The sequence below is a fragment of the Pseudodesulfovibrio karagichevae genome (assembly GCF_041414475.1).
GTDB classification, from domain to species: domain Bacteria; phylum Desulfobacterota; class Desulfovibrionia; order Desulfovibrionales; family Desulfovibrionaceae; genus Pseudodesulfovibrio; species Pseudodesulfovibrio karagichevae.
On the sequence record NZ_JBGLYH010000003.1, the window covers coordinates 103,575 to 121,840 of the forward strand.

The following is an 18,266-nucleotide window of genomic DNA, read 5'->3' on the forward strand; positions in this document are numbered from 1 at the left end:
CGGCACGGGAGATATAGATATGAGTAAAGTCGATCTGAAGAATTTCAAGTTTGACGGCCTCAACCAGGAGGCCATCACCGATCTGAGCGCCCTGTCCGACGAGGACAAGGACCAGCTCCTCATGGCCGGCGTGGTCTCCGACCTGTCCACCCGTTCCGCCTCCTACCTGCAGATGGACCAGTCCGCGGTGCACTGTCAGTCCAGGGACGAGGGCGTGGAGATCATGGACATCAAGGACGCCCTGAAGAAGTACGACGGCCTCAAGGAGTACTTCTGGACCCTGGTGGACAAGGACAAGGACGAGTTCACCCGGTCCGCTTACGACAACCTGCACGGCGGTTACTTCATCCGGGTCAAAGCCGGGGCCAAGATCAAGGACCCCATCCAGTCCTGTCTCATGCTCAAGTCCGAGAACGTGGGCCAGAACGTCCACAACCTCGTGATCATCGAGGAGGGGGCCGAGGCGCACATCATCACCGGCTGTTCCGTGGCCCACGGCACCCGGTCCGGCGCGCACCTGGGCATCTCCGAGTTTTTCGTCAAGAAGAACGCGTCCCTGACCTTCACCATGGTCCACAACTGGTCCGACTCCGTGGCCGTGCGCCCGCGCTCGGCGGGCGTGGTCGAGGAGGGCGGCAAGTTCCTGAACAACTACGTCCTGCTCAAGCCGGTCAAGGACCTGCAGATGTATCCCGCCATCACCCTGAACGGGCGGAACTCCGTGGCCCGCTTCAACTCCGTGGTGGTCGCCACCGAGGGCTCGCTCCTGGACATGGGCAACCGCGTGATCATGAACGCCCCGGACACCCGGTGCGAGATCATCGCCCGGACCATCGCCGCGGGCGGAACCATCATCAACCGGGGCCACATCGCCGCCCACCACGTGCCGAGCAAGGGCCACCTGGAATGTCAGGGGCTTATCCTCGGCGGCGGGCGCATCTGGGCTATCCCCGAACTGGACGGCACGGCCGAGGGCGTGGAGCTCTCCCACGAGGCCTCCGTGGGCAAGATCGCCCAGGACGAGATCGAATATCTCATGGCCCGGGGCATGGATGAGGACGAGGCCACCTCGACCATCGTGCGCGGCTTCCTGAACACCGACATCATGGGGCTTCCCGACCGTCTGCGGCAGGAAATCGACAAGCAGATCGAGGAGTTGCAGGCTTCCAGCGCCATGTAGCGGATGACGATGCAAGTTTGAGGGGCGGCGGCTTCGGCCACCGCCCCTTTTGTTTTGCCGGAGCGGATTGTATTTGCCCTTGAACAAACCGTGTCGACGTACTAATCAATGGCATTCATTTTTCAAGAATAGCGACGCGACAGGGAGTGCCGAATGACGAAGAAGGAAGGGATCCTGCTGGCAGCTCAGGAACTGTTTGCCCGTTGCGGCTATGCGGGCACGACCATGAAGATGGTCGCCGAGCAGGCTGGCGTGGCTTCGGGCCTGGTCTTTCACTACTACGAGTCCAAGGAAAATCTGTTCATGGTGGCCGGGGCCGAGTTGATCAACGACATGGTCACCGACCTGGGCCGGGCCCTCGACGAGACGACCTCGGGCTGCGAGGCCATGGGCACCTTTGTCAGGGCCTATCTGGATTTCACCATTGAGCATGAGAAGACCTTCCCCACGATCATCCGGTGCTCGCCCTTCAGCGACGACAACCCGGACCTGGATCGCGAGAAGATCGCGGCCAAGTTCCTGGACCTCATCCACATCATCGAGGACATCCTGCGGCGGGGGATCGAGGACGGCTCCATAAAGGACCTGCCGGTTCCCCAGACGGCCTTCATGGTCTACGGGGTCATCGTCGGCGCGGTCCGCACCCGGTTCCTGACGCCCTACGACATCCCCGGCCTGTTCGCCGAGGCCAGGGAGTTCGTCCTGCGCAGCGTCTGCGCCTAGCGTCGTGCGCCGTATCGTTTTTTTTCATGCCTGATTACAGAGGACATCTGGCCGGAGGGCTGTTCTTCGGCATCATGGGGCTGGTGGGCGTGGTCATGCTGGGCTGGATGGTCTTCGATCCGCTCCTGGCCGCCGGATTGCTGGGCTTCTGCCTGCTCGGAGCGCTGTTCCCGGACGTGGATACCAATTCCAAGGGGCAGAATCTCTATTACGCGGTCTTCGTGCTGGTCGACCTGGGGCTGATCATCAGGGGACTGTATGTCTGGGCCGCCTGGTTCGGGCTCTTCTCCATGCTTCCGGCAGTGGGCTCGCACAGGGGCTGGACGCACACATGGTGGGCCATGATCGTGGTCCCGCTGCCCATCGTGGTCATTCCCTTCTTCATGCAGACGCAAGGGCTCGTCCAGCAGTTCGCGCCGTTCTACGCCGCCTTTGTGCTGGGCTACTTTTCCCACCTGGTTCTGGACGGAGAATTCAGATAACTCCGGTGATCGGGCCGCGATCACCGCATCCGGCCGAAGATCAGCCCCGCAGTCCCTTGTACAGGGCCATGTATCGGTCGGCCATCTTCACGTCGGTGTAGCCGGTGACGGATTCCGCGCCGCCCGCGAGCAGGCGGTCGCACAGCTCCCGGTCGTTGACCAGCCGGACGATGCAGGCGGCCAGGTCGGCCGCGTCGCGGTTCCTGAAGACCAGGCCGTCGCGCTCGTGGGTGACCAGTTCGAGGTTGGAGGGCAGGTCCGAGGTGATCACCGGGGTCCGGGTGGCCCAGCCTTCCTTGATGACCGCGTTCGAGCCCTCGCCGTCCACGGACGGGACGGTCAGGATGTCGATCTCGGGCAGGACCTCGCGGCTGTCGCGGTAGCCCAGGAAGAGAATGGAATCCGCCAGGTTGAGCTTTTCGGCCTGCTTCTTGAGGTCCTGCTGCAGGGGGCCTTCGCCCGCGATCATGCATTGCCAGTTCGGCATGTCCGGGGATTTGCGCAGGTGCGCTAGGGCCTCGATGAGGACCTCGAATCCCTTCTGCGAGCTGAGCGCGCCCACGGCGCCGAGGGTCAGCACCGGGTGGTGGCGCGATTCGGTGGTGTACATGGCCGGGTCGATGCCGCTGTGGATGACCGTGGTCTTTTCCTCGGGCACGCCGCAGTCCACCAGGACCTCCTGGATTTCGCGGCTCACGGCCACCAGGATGTCGCCCAGGAGGTACTTGTTCTTGCTCCAGCCCGGTTTGAGGCGGTAGGACACGCGGCGGCTGTGGACCAGGCGGAAGGTGTTGAGCAGCTTCTTGGCCATGGCCCCCAGGGACGCGCCCTTGGCGTCGTTGGTGTGGACCACGTCCGGCTTGAAGGATTTGACGATCCCGAGCACCCGCAGGATGTTCATGGGATTGTAGTCGGTGTGGCCCGGGAGTTCGGTAAAGGGAATGCCGTCGGCCAGGAGCAGGGGCTTGAGCGGCGAGTCCCCGGGTATGGCGACCAGGGGCTCGAACCGTTCGGCACGATGCAGGGCCCGCGCCAGATAATATACCTGGCGCTGTCCGCCGCGCATGATCTTGCCCAGGTCGAGTAACAATACCTTCAACGTAAACCTCTTTTATTTCAACGCCTTCGCCGCTGTCTCGGCAACGGCTTCCAGGCTGGGGCAGACCGCGAATCCGGCCTTGCCCATGGTTTCGAGTTTGGCGTGTATGCCGCCGCCCGCCTCCAATATGGCTCCGGCGTGGCCCAGCCGTTTGCCCGCAGGGGCGGTCTGTCCGGCGATGAAAGAGATGACCGGTTTGTCGAACCCCGTACGGAGGACGTATTCAGCCAGATTCTCTTCCGCCTGTCCACCGATTTCACCAAGGACGATTACGGCCCTGGTCTGGTCGTGATTTCGTATCATTTCGAACATATCAACAAAATCGACCCCGATGAACGGGTCCCCGCCGATGCCCACGCACACGGATTGGCCGATTCCGGCCCTGGTCAGGCGGTCGGCCACCTCGTAGGTCAGGGTGCCGCTGCGCGAGAGCACGGCCACCGGTCCGGGCATGAACGGCAGGGTGGGCATGATGCCGATCTTGGTCCGGCCGGGAACGATGATGCCCGGCGTATTCGGGCCGACGATGCGGGTGGACGAGCCCTTGGCCCGCTCGAAGGCGGCCAGCATCTCGTGCTGGGTGATGCCCTCGGTGATGCACACTGTCCACGGAATCTCGTTGGCCACGGCCTCGTCCACGGCGTCGGCGGCCATGCGCGGGGGCACGAAGATGATGGACGCGCCGATGTCGTGGTGCTGCCTGGCCTCGGCGATGGAATTGTAGACCGGGACGCCGAGCACTTCCTGCCCACCCTTGAACGGGGTCACGCCCGCCACCACGTTGGTCCCGTACTCCTGCATGAGCCGGGTGTGCAACTGGCCCTCGCGGCCGGTGATGCCCTGGACCAGGACAGGGGTGTCCGCGCCGATGGCGAAGGCCGCCTCGCTCCGCCAGCCGGTGGGGGCGGGGCGCGAGCCCAGAGGGAGGTCCAGGGGGGCGGGGTAGTCCACGGGCACCGTTCCGGCGGGCCGGATGGCGTCCAGGATGGCGATGGCCGCCTGCATGTCCCCGGCCATGTGCAGGTTGTCCACGTTCAGCTCCCGGAGAACCTTGAGCCCCGCCTCGGCGTCCTTGCCGGACATGCGGACCACGATGGGCTTTTCCGGCGACTTGCCCCCGAGGGCTCCCCGCATGGCCATGGCGACCTTTTCGCAGGAAAGTATTCCCCCGAAGAGATTGATGAAAATTGCCTTGACCCGGTCATCCCCGAAGAGCAGTTCCAGGGCGGTCTCCATGCGTTTCTGGTCCGCCGCGCCGCCCAGGTCCAGGAAATTGCTGGCGGGCAGGCCGGAGAAGTTGAGCAGGTCCATGGTGGCCATGGCCAGCCCCGCGCCGTTGACCATCAGCCCGACCCAGCCGGGCAGGCGGACAAAGGAGAGCCCGGCGTCCCGGGCCATGTTCTCCTCGGGCGCGGCGTGCACGCGCTGGTGGTACGCCTCGGCCTCGGGGTGCAGGTCCACGAAGTTGTCGTCCATCTCCACCTTGCCGTCCAGGGCCACCAGGCGGCCGTCCGGGGTGAGGATCAGGGGGTTGATCTCGGCCAGGAGCAGGCCGTTGTCGAGCAGGCAGCGGAACAGGGGGTCCAGGAGTCCGGCGAAATCCTTGAACCGCTCCTTGTCCAGGCCGAGGTGGAAGAAGGCCGCCCGGACCTGGTGCGGGGCCGGTCCGCCGGGCAGGCGGATCTCCTGGACCAGCAGGTTGTCGGCGCCCAGTTTTTCGATCTCCATGCCGCCCTGGCGGCCGGTGGTCAGCAGGATGCAGCGCCGTTCGCGGGAAACGGTCAGGGAGAGGTAGAATTCGTGCGCGATGTCCTCGCCCGGTTCCACCCGGATGAAGGGCACGGGTTCGCCCTTGATCTCGCGGCCGAACAGCTTCCGGGCCTTGGCCGGGAACTCGGCGGGGTCGTCGATGCGCAGGATGCCCCCGGCCTTGCCGCGTCCGCCGGACAGGACCTGGGCCTTGAGGAACCAGGGCAGGGGGTAGCCGGGGGCGAAGTCGTCTTCTTCCCCGGGAAAGACCGCCGCGCCTTGGGGGACGGGGATTGTGGCCGATTCGAAGAGGAGTTTGCTATTGTGTTCGTCGAGTAACATGAATGGCTCCTGGTCTATGGCTTAGGGGACGGAGGAACCTTAGTGGGTTTGAGCGCTTGAATCAATGTAAATATATTGACCATGGAATGATTTGAGGGGAAAATGGATTACTCAGGTGGAAAAAAGCCCTGAAAGCGGAGGAATCGTGTCAGATATCAGTGATTATGCCGACCAATTGCAAGCGGACGTGATCTCGGACATGGCCGAGAGCTTCTTTGGCGACCGGAAGGAGCTGGACAACGCCCTGGAGGCCTTCGCGGCAATGGTCGAGGAATTCCTGCCCGTGATCGAGAACCTGTTCCGGGCGGCCGCGACCCTGCGCCTCCTGCTTCTGGACGAGGCCACGGCGGACGCGTTTTGCGCCGAGCTCGGCCTTGAATCCTGCCGCATCCCCCCGTCCGAGGGGGCTCCCATCCTGGTCCACCAATCCCTGCCCTTCGCCCTGACCGGCAAGGGGCGGTACGTCCACTGCGTGGAAGCGGCCTACCGGGGGCTCTTCGACGCCCTCCGCGACTATATCCACGGGCGGTGCTACAACGACCCCAAGCGGCCCGGCCGCAAGCGGATGACCATGCACTACAAACGGCTGGAAGAGATCGCCGACATCATCAATGAGAAAATCCACAAGGCCAACAACGACCGGTCAGTGTCGTCCGTCCTGCGGGAAATGAAGAACATGAACCCCGAGCAGATGGAGCGGGAGGACCTTCTCGGCGACGTCTGCTATCGGAGGGGCGAGGGGTTTGACAGCGACATGTGCTTCATGCCCATTGATTTCGACGGGTACCACTTCCCCGAGGTGGTCGAGCTGCCGCCGTTGAACGAGGTTGAGCCCGCCCTGAAGCGGTTCTGCAAGCGCGTTTACGCGGAGCGCCCGGACGACGTCCGCAAGGCCGTGGACACGTTCCGGGGGCGCTGAGCCCGGCCCCTAGGCCGCGTTGATCCGGGCGAGGACCTTTTCCAGGGTCTCTGGGACCTCGGCTTCCGGAACCTGGCAGGTGCCCACGGCCCGATGCCCGCCGCCGCCCAGGGTGAGCATCAGCGCGCCCACGTCCACCTTGCTGGTCCGGTTGAGGATGGAGTGGCCCACGGTCAGGACCACGTTCTGTTTCTTGAATCCCCAGATGACGCGCACGCTGATGGAGCACTCCGGGAACAGGGTGTAGACCATGAACCGGTTGCCGCAGTAGATGGGCTCCTGCCTGCGCAGGTCCAGGACCACCGCGTCGCCGTGGACCTCGGCGTTGTCCCGGAGCATCCGGACGAAGTTCTCGGCGTCCCCGAAATACTTTTCCACGCGTTCCTTCACGTCGTTGATCTCGAGAATCTCCTCTGCGGTCATGGTCCGGCAGTACTCGATCATGTCGAGCATGAGCTGGTAGTTGCTGATGCGGTAGTCCCGGTAGCGGCCGAGGCCGGTCCTGGGGTCCATGATGAAGCCGAGCAGGATCCAGCCGGTGGGGCGGGTGATTTCCTCGACGGTCAGGTCCGCGGAATCGACCTTGTCCACGGCCTTGACGAAATCCTCGCATGCGGCCGGAAACCTGTCCGCGCCGTAGTACTCGTAGACCACCCGCGCGCAGCTCGGCAGGGGCTTGCTCTCGCCCTCGAATTCGATGTCGCCCAATCGGTCCTTTTCGCTGGTGTGGTGATCGAACCACAGGCCGCAACCTTCCACATAGGGCACGTTGGCCAGGATGTCGTTGGCGGTCACCTCCACCCGGCCGTCCTGCAGATCCTTGGGGTGGGCAAACAGATAATCGTCAATGATGCCCAGCTGTTTGAGAAGGGTGGCGCAGGCCAGGCCGTCGAAGTCGGATCGGGTCACGAGTCTCATGCGGATTCCTCATGTATCACGGATGGTTGCCGGTTTAATTCGCCCGTCTTGTGCAGGATGATGAATTATTAGACGGTTGCGGAATATTTGTCAAAACCGTCCGACGGCGGTCAGCCGTTGCGCAGGACCTGGGCGCGGAGCATGCGCAGCTTCTCGCCGGACTCGGCCCCGTGGTTCATGTCCTCCGGGGCGAGCCGGACCGGCAGGATGGCCGCCAGTTCCTTCCGGGCTTGCTCGAAGTGGTCCTCGCCGTGGTCGGCCAGGACGAGCTTGAACAGGGGGGCGAGGGTGCCGGACAGGTGCAGGTCCATGAGCAGGTCGACCCGTGTGCCGGGGCGCAGATGGCCGTAACGCGCGGCGGTCATGTGCCAGCGCGCGGCCTTCACGCCCGCCGTCTTGTATTCGTTGGGCATGCGCAGCCGCAGGGCGGCGGCCTCGGCCAGGGGCGCGCCCGCCAGGTCGTGGCCGTAGTGGCGGGGCAACCGCTCCCTGGGCGTCAGGGTCTTGCCGAGGTCGTGGGCCAGCCCCATCCAGACGGCCACCGGGTCTCCGGCCAGGTCGTCCATGACCCGGCAGGTGTGGGTCAGCACGTCGCTGTCGTGATAGGGCGGGGGGCCAGCCGGAATGGACCGGGCCGCTTCGAATTCCGGGAACCACGGCAGGAGGCAGTCCGCCTCGGCCAGGACCCGCAGGAAGTTTCCGGGCCGTGGGCTTTCCAGGGCCTTGCGCAGTTCCGGCACCACCCGGTCGGCGGAGATGCCCTCGAGCCGTCCCGAGGCGCCGACCTCGCGCATGGCTTGGATGAGCTGCGCATGGGCGGTGAAGTCCGGCAGTTGGGCGGCGAAACGGGCGGCGCGCAGGACCCGCAGGGGGTCGTCGGTCATGGAATGGGCCGAGGCCGGGCGCAGGATGCGCGCCGCGAGGTCGTCGAATCCCTGCGGATGGCAGATCAGTTCGCCGTCCTGGTCGAGCAGTTGTGCATTGACAGTCAGGTCGCGGGATTCTAATTCTTCATCAAGGGAACCGGCCCTGGGGAAGGAGAATTCCAGGCCGTCCACCAGGAAGACCGGAAAGGTCCGGCCCACCTCGCGGGCGCCGGGAAAGGCCCGGCGGAATTCCTCGCGGGTGGATTCCATGACCAGGTAATCCCTGTCGTGCAGGGGCCTGCCGAGCAGGAGATCGCGGACCGCGCCGCCAGCCAGGTACACTTTCATTGCCCACGTGTAGCACAAGGTAACCCATGCTTCCACAAGGAATTTTTCTCATGGAACCGGCGGCCGCCAGCGAGCCGCCGGCGCATCCGCTCTGGCAGGCCGACCTGCGGGAGTACGGCCCCTGGACGCCGGCGGACGAGGCTGAAGTCCCCGAGGGCTGGCAGAAGGGGGGCGGGCTGGCGCACGGCACCGTGGTCGTGGCCGGAACCTGCTCAAGCACCATGGAACTGGCCTCCCAGCTGGCGGCCGACGGGCTGCTCGGCCCGTGGGGCGCGGTGATCTGCACCCGGCAGACCCAGGGCAGGGGACAGCTGCGGCGCCCGTGGGCGTCCCTGGCGGGCAACATGCACGCCTCCATCGTGCTCCCGCCCGCGCCCGCCGAAGGACCGTGGGCCGACGCCCTGTCCGCCCTCCTTCCGCTGGTGGTCGGGCACGTGGTCAGCGAGGTCTTGAGCGGTCTGGGGGCGGACCTCCGGGTCAAGTGGCCGAACGACATTCTTCAGGATGGACGGAAGGTTGGCGGAATGTTGATCGAAGAGCGAAACGGCACGTCCATCGTCGGCGTGGGCCTGAATCTCGCCGACTGTCCGGAGGACTCGCAAATGCGCGAAGATCATTCGGCGCCAGCCGCGAAAATCCGGCTGCCGTTCTTTTCGGCGGGCCCCGTAGCCCTCCTCGATCAGCTTGTAAACCATGGGAAAAACGTGTATGCAGTAATGCTCGACGAGATTCCACCCCCTCGATTCATCTCTATGTTCGAGAGCAAACTCGCCTGGTTCGGACGAACTATCTTGGTCAAGGAAGGAGATGATAGCTCCTATGAGGCTCTCTTGGCGGGCCTTTCCTTGAATGGTGGACTTGTTCTGCGTCGTGGCGGAGAAGAATCGGTGCTCTACTCGGGGTCGATATTTCCTCTCCATGTTCCGCATGGGGCGGGACGGGCATAAGGGTATTTTCAGTCATTTCTGTCGTAGGAGACCAGTGAGATTCATGCAGCCGAAGTCCTTTGAACAGGTACTTGAAGAGGTCAAGGGGAAGCGGATACTGGTGGCCAACCGGGGTATCCCGGCCAGGCGCATCTGCCGTTCCATAACCGAAATGTTCAACGCCAAGGCGATAATGACCGCCACCGACGTCGATAAAACCTCTCCGGCGTCCTCAGGGGCCAACGAGCTCCTGATGCTCGGCTCCGATCCCCGTGCGTATCTTGATCAGGACAGAATCATCCACGAGGCCAAGGCCAACAACATAGTGGCCATCCATCCCGGCTGGGGGTTCTGTTCCGAGGACGACTCCTTCCCGGCCAAATGCGCCAAGGAAGGGATAATTTTCATCGGTCCCGAGCAGGAGCCCATGCGCGTCCTGGGCAACAAGGTGGCCGTGCGCAAGCTGGCCATCGAGCAGGGCGTTCCCGTGGTTCCCGGCTCCGAAGGGGCCGTGTCCATCCCCGAGGCGCGCAAGATCGCCCAGGAGATCGGCTTCCCGGTGATGCTCAAGGCCGAGGGCGGCGGCGGCGGCCGAGGCATCTACGAAGTCTATCAGGAAGAGGACCTGGAAAACGCCTTTTCCAAGGCCTCGGCCCTGGCCCAGGCCTCCTTCGGCAACCCGCGCCTGTATGTCGAGAAGCTGCTGACCTCGGTGCGCCACATCGAGATCCAGGTCGTCGCCGACCAGTACGGCAACGTGTTCTGCCTGGACGAGCGCGACTGTACGGTCCAGCGCAACCACCAGAAGCTCATCGAGATCACCCCGTCCCCGTGGCCCAAATTCACCCCGGAACTGCGCGAGCGGCTCAAGGAGTACGCCCGGCGGCTGGTTTCGGCCGTAGGCTATTACTCCCTGGCCACCGTCGAGTTCCTGGTGGACGCGGACTGCGTACCATACCTCATCGAGGTCAACACCCGGCTCCAGGTGGAGCACGGCATCACCGAGTGCCGCTACGGCATCGACCTGGTGGAGGAGCAGATCGCCATCGCCTTCGGGGCCAAGCTGCGCCTGAACGAAGAGAACACCAAGCCGTTCCAGTGGGCCATGCAGTGCCGCATCAACTGCGAGGACCCGCAGAAGCATTTCGAACCCAACTCCGGGCGTCTGACCCGGTACGTCTCGCCCGGCGGGCAGGGCATCCGCATCGACTCCTGCGTGGGCGACGGCTACCGCTTCCCGTCCAACTACGACTCGGCGGCCGCCCTGCTGATCGCCTACGGCAACTCCTGGAAGAAGGTCGTGGCCCTGATGAGCCGGGCCCTGCGCGAGTATATGATCGGCGGGGTCAAGACGACCATTCCCTTCCACCGCAAGATCATCGACCATTTGAAGTTCATCGAGGCGGACTACGATACCAACTTCGTCCGCCAGAACTATGCCGAGCTCATGGACTACTCCGACCGCGAGCCGGATTCCCTGCGCCTGACCCGGCTGGTGGCCGAGATCTCGGCCCAGGGCTACAACAAGTTCGTCCAGCTCGGTGAATACCGGGGCCGCGAGGACAAGCGGGTGGGCCGGTTCCACCTGGCCAAGCCGCCCGAGGTGTCCTCCTGGTTCGAGCCGCGTTTCTCGCGCAAGATGGACCGCGACGCCATCCTGGACACCCTGCGCACGGACCGCGAGGCCGGGATCATCCACATGACGGACACCACTACCCGCGACATCACCCAGTCCAACAGCGGCAACCGGTTCCGTCTGGCCGAGGACCGCATCATCGGCCCCTCGCTCGACAAATGCGGCTTCTTCTCCCTGGAGAACGGCGGCGGCGCGCACTTCCACGTGGCCATGCTCGCCAACATGACCTATCCGTTCACCGAGGCGGCCGAGTGGAACAAGTTCGCGCCCGACACCCTCAAGCAGATTCTCATCCGGTCCACCAACATCTTGGGCTACAAACCGCAGCCCAAGAACGTCATGCGGCTGACCGGCGAGATGATCAACGAGCATTACGAAGTCATCCGCTGTTTCGACTTCCTGAACCATGTCGATAATATGCGGCCGTTCGCCGAGGTGGCCATGAACTCGAAGCGGAACATCTTCGAGCCCGCCATCTCCCTGTCCTGGGCCAAGGGCTTCACGGTCGAGCGCTACATGACCGTGACCGACGAGATCATCCGCATGTGTTCCGAGGCTGCGGGCGTGACCCCCAAGCAGGCCGAGAAGATGATCATCCTCGGCCTCAAGGATATGGGCGGCGTGTGCCCCCCGAGGTTCATGCGCGAGCTCATCTCGGCCATCACCAAGAAATATCCCGAACTGGTCATTCACAGCCACCGGCACTACACCGACGGCCTGTTCGTCCCGACCATGGGCGCGGCCGCCGAGGCCGGCGCGCACATCGTGGATGTGGCCATCGGCGCATCGGTGCGCTGGTACGGGCAGGGCGAGGTCCTGTCCACGGCGGCCTACATCGAGGACGAGATCGGGCTCAAGACCCATCTCGACAAGGACATGATCCGGGCCACCAACTTCCGGCTCAAGCAGATCATGCCGTACTACGACCGTTATACCGCTCCGTACTTCCAGGGCATCGACCACGACGTGGTCCGCCACGGCATGCCGGGCGGCGCGACGTCCTCCTCCCAGGAAGGTGCGCTCAAGCAGGGCTACATCAGGCTGCTGCCGTACATGCTCAAGTTCCTGGAGGGGACCCGCAAGGTGGTCCGCTACCACGACGTCACCCCGGGCTCCCAGATCACCTGGAACACCGCCTTCCTGGCCGTGACCGGGGCGTACAAGCGCGGCGGCGCACGGGAAGTGCGGCGGCTGCTGAACATGCTGGACGTGGTCACCCTGTGCCGCGAGGACGAACTGACCGATCTCGAGCGCGAGGCGCGGCTCGACCTGTACCGCGACTCCAACGACGCCTTCCGCAACCTGCTGCTCGGCAAGTTCGGCAAGCTGCCCCTGGGGTTCCCGGAGGATTGGGTCTACCAGTCCGCGTTCGGCTCCGGCTGGGAGACGGCCATCAAGGAGCGCACCGAGGCGTCCCCGCTGACCACCCTCAAGGACGTGGATCTGGTGGCCGAGAAGAAGGCGTTGCAGTCCCGCCTGCACCGCCAGCCCTCCGAGGAAGAGTTCATCATGTATCTCAACCATCCGGGCGACGCCATCAAGACCATCGACTTCTGCGAGAAGTTCGGCAACGTCAACAACCTGCCCGTGGACGTCTGGTTCGAGGGGCTGGAGAAGGGCGAGGTTCTGGAGTTCCAGGGCAACTGCAAGAAGCCGCACCTCATGCGCATCCTGGACATTTCCGAGCCGGACGAGAACGGCATGGCCGTGGTCCGCTACGTGCTCGACTCCGAGATCATGAGCCACCAGGTCAAGGTCGCCGAGGCCGAGGTCGGGGGCAAGGACGCCACCGAGATGGCCGACCCGGCCAACGTCTGCCACGTGGGCTCGCCCAGCAACGGCGACCTGTGGGTCACCCACGTCCGCCCCGGCGATCGCGTCAAGGCGGGCGAGGAGCTGTTCAACATCTCCATCATGAAGCAGGAGAAGGCGGTCCTGGCGCCGGTGAGCGGCATGGTCCGCCGGGTCATCAAGTCCGCCAACTACACCGAGGACAAGAAGATGATCCCGGTGGTGGAAGGGGAGCTGCTCGTGGAGCTCGGACCCGAGGCGGGCACCTGTCCCACCTGCAAGGTCGACGTGCCCATGGAGGATTGCAACTTCTGCCCCAACTGCGGCCAGAAACTGTAAAAAAAATAACATAGCCAATAGAATTGGTCTGATTCGACCACTCGCCGTCCCTCGGCGGGCCAATGTCGAGAATGAATCGGCCGACGCGCTTTAATGGCGCGTCGGCCTTTGTTTTTTGGGTCGCATAGAATTAGCGGACGATCAATTCCGGACTGTTTTTGGATAGTTAAATTGGAAAAATTGGCATAGTGGTTGGACCAATTGTTTCGTTGACGAAGCGGTAAATAACCCTGTAAGCGGAAATTCGAAACTCAGGTTTTGATTGTTCTTTTTTGATGATTCAAAATAGAAAGCGCCGTGGATTCAGGGTATGGACAAGGTAGACACGTCGTCCGACCAGCACGGTTATACCAGGAGGAAGAGATGGCCAAAGCCAAGAATGACGCAACGGATAACGCACCGGCGGCCAAAGTCAAAAAGCCCGATGCCAAGGTGGAGAGTCTCAAGCAGAAGCTCGTCCTGAACGGCGCCGAAATCAAGAAGATCGGCGAGGACGCCGAACTTCTGGTCGGCGGCAAGAACTACAATACGGCCATCATCAGCCAGGTGGCGGGCATCCGCGCCCCGGAGTTCCGGGCCATTTCCTCCAATGCATTTCATATTCTCCTGGACGAGACCAAGGTGAACGCCGCCGTGGTCCGGTCCACGGTGGACAAGGAGTACAACAAGACGGACTGGTACTCCGACGCGGTCAACGAGGACTCCGACTACCTCCAGCATTTCGTCCGCGAAGTGGGCAAGAAGATCCGCGAGGAGTCCAAGAAACAGTCCGGCACGCCTATCCGGCTGCGCACCTTCATCAACAACGTGGTCGAGGGCTTCGCCACCTCGCCGGAAGGCATCGACCAGCTGCGCATGCGCTCGGTCCTGGTCCAGTCGGCCATCCTATCCGTGGAAATGCCCGAGGAGGTCGGCAAGGAAGTAAAGGCCGCCTACAAGTCCATCTGCAAGGAAGCCGGGCTGGACGATGTTCCCGTGGCCGTGCGCTCCTCGGCGGCGGGCGAGGACAGCCGCAAGAAGGCCTTTGCCGGACTCCAGGACACCTACCTTAACATAGTGGGCGAGGACGAGTGCCTCGAGGCCTACCATTGGGACTGCGCCTCGGCCTACAACCTGCGCTCCATGACCTACCGCCGCGAGGCCATTCTCGACGCCATCACCAAGGCCGAGAAGACCGGCGACGACTCCATCGCCGAGACCGCCAAGAAGGAGTGGGCCATCGAGCACACCTCCCTGTCCGTGTGCATCATGCGGATGATCAATCCGGTCATCTCGGGCACGGCGTTCAGCGCGGACACGGCCACCGGCTGCCGCGGCACCGACCGCAACGACCTGGTGTCCATCGACGCCAGCTACGGTCTGGGCGAGGCGGTCGTCGGCGGCATGGTCACCCCGGACAAGTTCTACGTCTTCCAGCGCGACGGCGGCCGTGAGGTGGTCATTCGCTACATGGGCAGCAAGCAGAAGAAGATCGTCTACAAGGAGGACGGCAGCGGCACCCACGTGGTCAAGGTCGCCGATAACGAGGTCTTCCGCTGGGCCCTGTCCATCGCCCAGGCCGAGACCGTGGCCCAGGGCGTGCGCAACATCTCCCGGGCCTACGGCGGAATGATCATGGACACCGAGTTCTGCATCGACAAGACCGACCGTCTGTGGTTCGTGCAGGCCCGTCCCGAGACCCGCTGGAACGAGGATTTCGAATTCCATCCGCACACCATTTTCATGCGCCGCCTCGAAGTGGACAAGAAGGCCATCGACTCGGCCGAGGTCATCCTCGAAGGCAACGGCGCGTCCCGGGGCGCGGGCCAGGGTACGGTCAAGTACCTGCGTTCCGCCCTGGAGTTGAACAAGATCAACAAGGGCGACATCCTGGCCGCCGAGCGCACCGACCCGGACATGGTTCCGGGCATGCGCATCGCCTCGGCCATCCTGGCCGACGTGGGCGGCGACACCAGCCACGCGGCCATCACCTCGCGCGAGCTGGGCATTCCGGCCATCATCGGCATCCAGCGCCTTGAGGCCCTGCGCTCCATGGACGGCCAGCAGGTTACCGTGGACGGCTCCCGGGGCAAGGTCTACCGGGGCGAACTGCCCCTGGTCGAGGTTGGCGGCGAGATCAACGTCAGCGAACTGCCCGCCACCAAGACCAAAGTCGGCCTGATCCTGGCCGACGTGGGCCAGGCCCTGTTCCTGTCCCGCCTGCGCAACGTGCCCGACTTCGAGGTCGGCCTGCTGCGCGCCGAGTTCATGCTCGGCAACATCGGCGTCCATCCCATGGCGCTCGAGGCCTACGACAAGGACGTCCTCAACGACCTGGTCGAGGAAAAACTCCAGGAGATGGACCACCATCTGACCAAGGTCATGAAGGAGCAGCTGGATTCCGGTCTGATCACCATGCCGCTGAAGCTGCGTGAGTACGTCGGCCTGATCACCGGCCTGGCTCGCGAAATGGAGTCCCTGGCCGAGCAGGAGGGCGCCCGCAGCACGGACGAGGTCCTGGCCATGCACCGCCGCCTGCGCGAGATGGACCACAAGCTCGACGAGCACATCTCCCACGCCACCGAGCGCCTCGACGTGCTCAAGACCTCCATCGACCCCGAGGCCCACGTGGCCGTGGTCCTGGGCTACCACGACATGCTCGAGCCGACTCCGTCGGTCCGCACCGAGGCGTGGAAGATCCGCCAGCAGCATGAGAAGACCGTGTCCGAGTATGTTGCCCGTCTCAAGGAGGATCCCGAGTTCGTGGCCCATCTCGACAAGATTACCCGGCTGCGCGAGGAAGTGGCCCTCAAGATGGGGTTGAAGTCCGAGATGGACGAAGTGGCGACCCTGCCCGACCGCATCCGCCGCCTGCTCGAATCGCGCGGCTACACCACCGGCAAGGAGAACTATATCCAGACCCTGTCCCAGGGACTGGCCCTGTTCGCCATGGCCTTCTACGGCTCCAACATCGTCTACCGGACCACTGACTTCAAGTCCAACGAGTACCGCAACCTGCTGGGCGGCTCCCTGTTCGAGGCCCACGAGGACAACCCCATGATCGGCTACCGGGGCGTCTCGCGGAACATCCACGACTGGGAGCTCGAGGCCTTCAAGCTGGCCCGGGGCATCTACGGCGGCCGGAACCTGTCCATCATGTTCCCGTTCGTGCGCACCCTGGAAGAGGCCCGCTCCATGAAGCGCTACCTCAAGCAGGTCCACAACCTGGAGTCCGGCAAGGACGACCTCAAGGTCATCCTCATGGCCGAGATCCCGAGCAACGCCATCCTGTGCAAGGAATTCCTCAAGGAAGTCGACGGCTTCTCCATCGGTTCCAACGACATGACCCAGATGGTTCTGGCCACGGACCGCGACAACGCCAGCCTCCAGCACATCTACGACGAGGAGGACCCGGCGGTCGTCTGGGCCATCCTGTCCGCCATCTTCGCGGGCCAGAAGGCAGGCAAGAAGGTCGGCTTCTGCGGCCAGGGCGTGTCCAACTCCGTGATCCTGCGCGGCCTGGTGGCCATCGCGGGCATCGTGTCCGCCTCGGTCGTGCCCGACACCTACCACCAGACCAAGCTGGACATGGCAGAGATCGAGTCCGAGAACATCAAGACCAGCGATCTCGGGGCTTGGCTCAAGAAGCAGCACATGGTCAAGCTGCAGGAGCTCCTGGAGGCCAACAGCTACGGCCACATCCTCAAGAAGTACAAGTCCCCCGAGGACTTCATGGAATGGTACGAAGGCGAGCTCGACCGCTTCAGCGAACAGCTCCGCGACCACATGGAGACCCCCAAGGAGGAGTTCTACCGCCAGGAGATGGAGCAGTTCCGCGCCACCTTCCACAAGCCGGTCATCTACGCCAGCTGGGATTGGCACAACACCGTGGCGGACGCCATGCACCACGCCGGTTTCGCCACCTTCGAGGAGCAGGAAGCGGCCCTGGAAAAGCAGCGCAAGAAGCAGTGGTAGCCCCCTGCGCGCAACGACGATAAAAAAAGCCCCGGCCGTTCTGGCCGGGGCTTTTTCGTTTTCAGGGGAAGGGGGGTCAGGCGATCTTGTCGGCGATGGTCCCGATGCCGGTTTGAGCCGCGAGCTGGTGCATGGTCTGCTGGATGTCGATGTCCGTGCCGGTGGAGGAGAAGTCCGTGCCCGCGCCGAGGTAGTCCTGGGTCCGGGAGGTGACCTCCAGCCCCGCCACGGTCTGTTCGCGGTTGTCCGGGCCGCCCACGGTGTTGACGCCCGAACCGATCTCGTCGCGGTAGTTGCCGAGGGACTCCGGGCCGAGCAGCTGGCTGTCCAGGCTCATGCTTTGGATCGTGTCCGTGGATATGCTGATGTCCGACATGGTTGCCTCCATGGTTGGGCATTGTACCATTTGACTATGCCCGAGCTCCCGGTGGTTGGCAAGCCCATGAGAAAGGGGCCAGCGCCAAAGACGCCCCCAGCCGGTGAACTGGGGCGCGATCCGTGGCTGCGTGCGGGTCGGCCTAGGACATCTTGTCCAGGAACCCCTGTCCGAGACTCTTCAGGGACTTGGTCAGCTTGAGCAGGTCGTCCTCCGGAATCTTGCGGATGGTCTTCCCGTCGGAGTCGACGATCTCCACCTGAATCGTGTCGTTGTTTTCCAGGACGTTGAACTTCAACTTGATGTTCTTGGACTCGAGGCTGTTTTCGGCCTCGGCGATCAAGGTCTTCAGTTCTTCCCTGGTGGGGGTGTCGGAGTGCTTGTCCGGCTGAGCCTTGTCCTGCGCCACGACAACGTCATCGCGCCGGGCCGAGCCGTCCTGGACGGACGGCTTATGCACAGCCTTGGTCGGAACAACGCTCTCCGAGCGCAGCTCTTGCTTCATGTCGATGTTCATCATGGGGATATTCATGGTCTCCCTCCCTGGTGTTGCACGAATCATCCCAACCTAATATGCCTCTTACGTTCAATATCGGCGCAATCAACGTTTTCTTTAGG

Annotated in this window: 13 protein-coding genes; 7 read left to right on the forward strand and 6 right to left on the reverse strand. The window is 63.6% G+C overall.

The window, feature by feature from the left end:
- Window positions 1-19: 19 nt before the first annotated feature.
- The 3 genes from AB6M95_RS02145 (at window position 20) to AB6M95_RS02155 (ending at window position 2,385) form a co-directional block, all read left to right on the forward strand.
- Complete coding sequence (locus tag AB6M95_RS02145; protein ID WP_371385083.1) at window positions 20-1,180, forward strand: SufB/SufD family protein; 1,161 nt, start codon at window positions 20-22, stop codon at window positions 1,178-1,180.
- A 153-nt stretch (window positions 1,181-1,333) separates the two neighbouring features.
- The gene (locus AB6M95_RS02150; protein ID WP_371385084.1) at window positions 1,334-1,903 is read left to right on the forward strand and encodes a TetR/AcrR family transcriptional regulator; all 570 of its coding nucleotides are present in this window, start codon (window positions 1,334-1,336) and stop codon (window positions 1,901-1,903) included.
- Window positions 1,904-1,929: 26 nt separating this feature from the next.
- Window positions 1,930-2,385: a metal-dependent hydrolase gene (locus AB6M95_RS02155; RefSeq protein WP_371385085.1), complete on the forward strand. Its 456-nt coding sequence runs from the start codon at window positions 1,930-1,932 to the stop codon at window positions 2,383-2,385.
- 40 nt (window positions 2,386-2,425) lie between these two features.
- Here the strand turns inward: AB6M95_RS02155 and AB6M95_RS02160 are convergent, their stop codons facing one another.
- Together AB6M95_RS02160 and sucD are read right to left on the reverse strand one after the other, a co-directional pair.
- Window positions 2,426-3,484: a glycosyltransferase family 4 protein gene (locus tag AB6M95_RS02160; RefSeq protein ID WP_371385086.1), complete on the reverse strand. Its 1,059-nt coding sequence runs from the start codon at window positions 3,482-3,484 to the stop codon at window positions 2,426-2,428.
- A gap of 12 nt (window positions 3,485-3,496) precedes the next feature.
- The gene (gene sucD, locus AB6M95_RS02165) at window positions 3,497-5,575 is read right to left on the reverse strand and encodes a succinate--CoA ligase subunit alpha (RefSeq protein ID WP_371385087.1); all 2,079 of its coding nucleotides are present in this window, start codon (window positions 5,573-5,575) and stop codon (window positions 3,497-3,499) included.
- 145 nt (window positions 5,576-5,720) lie between these two features.
- On the opposite strand from sucD, the gene AB6M95_RS02170 reads away from it, so the two are divergent.
- The gene (locus tag AB6M95_RS02170; protein WP_371385088.1) at window positions 5,721-6,494 is read left to right on the forward strand and encodes a hypothetical protein; all 774 of its coding nucleotides are present in this window, start codon (window positions 5,721-5,723) and stop codon (window positions 6,492-6,494) included.
- 9 nt (window positions 6,495-6,503) lie between these two features.
- Here the strand turns inward: AB6M95_RS02170 and AB6M95_RS02175 are convergent, their stop codons facing one another.
- Window positions 6,504-7,412, reverse strand: coding sequence for an exopolyphosphatase (locus AB6M95_RS02175; protein WP_371385089.1), 909 nt, complete (start codon window positions 7,410-7,412; stop codon window positions 6,504-6,506).
- A gap of 110 nt (window positions 7,413-7,522) precedes the next feature.
- Complete coding sequence (locus AB6M95_RS02180) at window positions 7,523-8,626, reverse strand: tRNA nucleotidyltransferase/poly(A) polymerase-related protein (protein WP_371385090.1); 1,104 nt, start codon at window positions 8,624-8,626, stop codon at window positions 7,523-7,525.
- A gap of 50 nt (window positions 8,627-8,676) precedes the next feature.
- Here AB6M95_RS02180 and AB6M95_RS02185 point away from each other — a divergent pair, with 50 nt between their 5' ends.
- From AB6M95_RS02185 to AB6M95_RS02195, 3 genes are all read left to right on the forward strand, one after another.
- Window positions 8,677-9,573: a biotin--[acetyl-CoA-carboxylase] ligase gene (locus AB6M95_RS02185; RefSeq protein ID WP_371385091.1), complete on the forward strand. Its 897-nt coding sequence runs from the start codon at window positions 8,677-8,679 to the stop codon at window positions 9,571-9,573.
- Window positions 9,574-9,616: 43 nt separating this feature from the next.
- Window positions 9,617-13,318: a pyruvate carboxylase gene (locus tag AB6M95_RS02190; RefSeq protein WP_371385092.1), complete on the forward strand. Its 3,702-nt coding sequence runs from the start codon at window positions 9,617-9,619 to the stop codon at window positions 13,316-13,318.
- A gap of 363 nt (window positions 13,319-13,681) precedes the next feature.
- On the forward strand, window positions 13,682-17,272 hold the full coding sequence (locus AB6M95_RS02195; RefSeq protein WP_371385093.1) for a PEP/pyruvate-binding domain-containing protein: 3,591 nt from the start codon (window positions 13,682-13,684) through the stop codon (window positions 17,270-17,272).
- A 76-nt stretch (window positions 17,273-17,348) separates the two neighbouring features.
- On the opposite strand, the gene AB6M95_RS02200 is transcribed toward AB6M95_RS02195, so the two are convergent.
- Window positions 17,349-17,648, reverse strand: coding sequence for a hypothetical protein (locus tag AB6M95_RS02200; RefSeq protein WP_371385094.1), 300 nt, complete (start codon window positions 17,646-17,648; stop codon window positions 17,349-17,351).
- 142 nt (window positions 17,649-17,790) lie between these two features.
- Window positions 17,791-18,180, reverse strand: coding sequence for a flagellar protein FlaG (locus AB6M95_RS02205; RefSeq protein WP_371385095.1), 390 nt, complete (start codon window positions 18,178-18,180; stop codon window positions 17,791-17,793).
- Window positions 18,181-18,266: the final 86 nt, after the last annotated feature.

Bases quoted from the DNA above. Each gene is read 5' to 3' on its own strand.
- AB6M95_RS02145 (WP_371385083.1), top strand. From the start codon at position 20: ATGAGTAAAGTCGATCTGAAGAATTTCAAGTTTGACGGCCTCAACCAG.
- AB6M95_RS02150 (WP_371385084.1), top strand. From the start codon at position 1,334: ATGACGAAGAAGGAAGGGATCCTGCTGGCAGCTCAGGAACTGTTTGCC.
- AB6M95_RS02155 (WP_371385085.1), top strand. From the start codon at position 1,930: ATGCCTGATTACAGAGGACATCTGGCCGGAGGGCTGTTCTTCGGCATC.
- sucD (WP_371385087.1), bottom strand. From the start codon at position 5,575: ATGTTACTCGACGAACACAATAGCAAACTCCTCTTCGAATCGGCCACA.
- AB6M95_RS02175 (WP_371385089.1), bottom strand. From the start codon at position 7,412: ATGAGACTCGTGACCCGATCCGACTTCGACGGCCTGGCCTGCGCCACC.
- AB6M95_RS02180 (WP_371385090.1), bottom strand. From the start codon at position 8,626: ATGAAAGTGTACCTGGCTGGCGGCGCGGTCCGCGATCTCCTGCTCGGC.
- AB6M95_RS02185 (WP_371385091.1), top strand. From the start codon at position 8,677: ATGGAACCGGCGGCCGCCAGCGAGCCGCCGGCGCATCCGCTCTGGCAG.
- AB6M95_RS02190 (WP_371385092.1), top strand. From the start codon at position 9,617: ATGCAGCCGAAGTCCTTTGAACAGGTACTTGAAGAGGTCAAGGGGAAG.
- AB6M95_RS02195 (WP_371385093.1), top strand. From the start codon at position 13,682: ATGGCCAAAGCCAAGAATGACGCAACGGATAACGCACCGGCGGCCAAA.
- AB6M95_RS02200 (WP_371385094.1), bottom strand. From the start codon at position 17,648: ATGTCGGACATCAGCATATCCACGGACACGATCCAAAGCATGAGCCTG.
- AB6M95_RS02205 (WP_371385095.1), bottom strand. From the start codon at position 18,180: ATGAATATCCCCATGATGAACATCGACATGAAGCAAGAGCTGCGCTCG.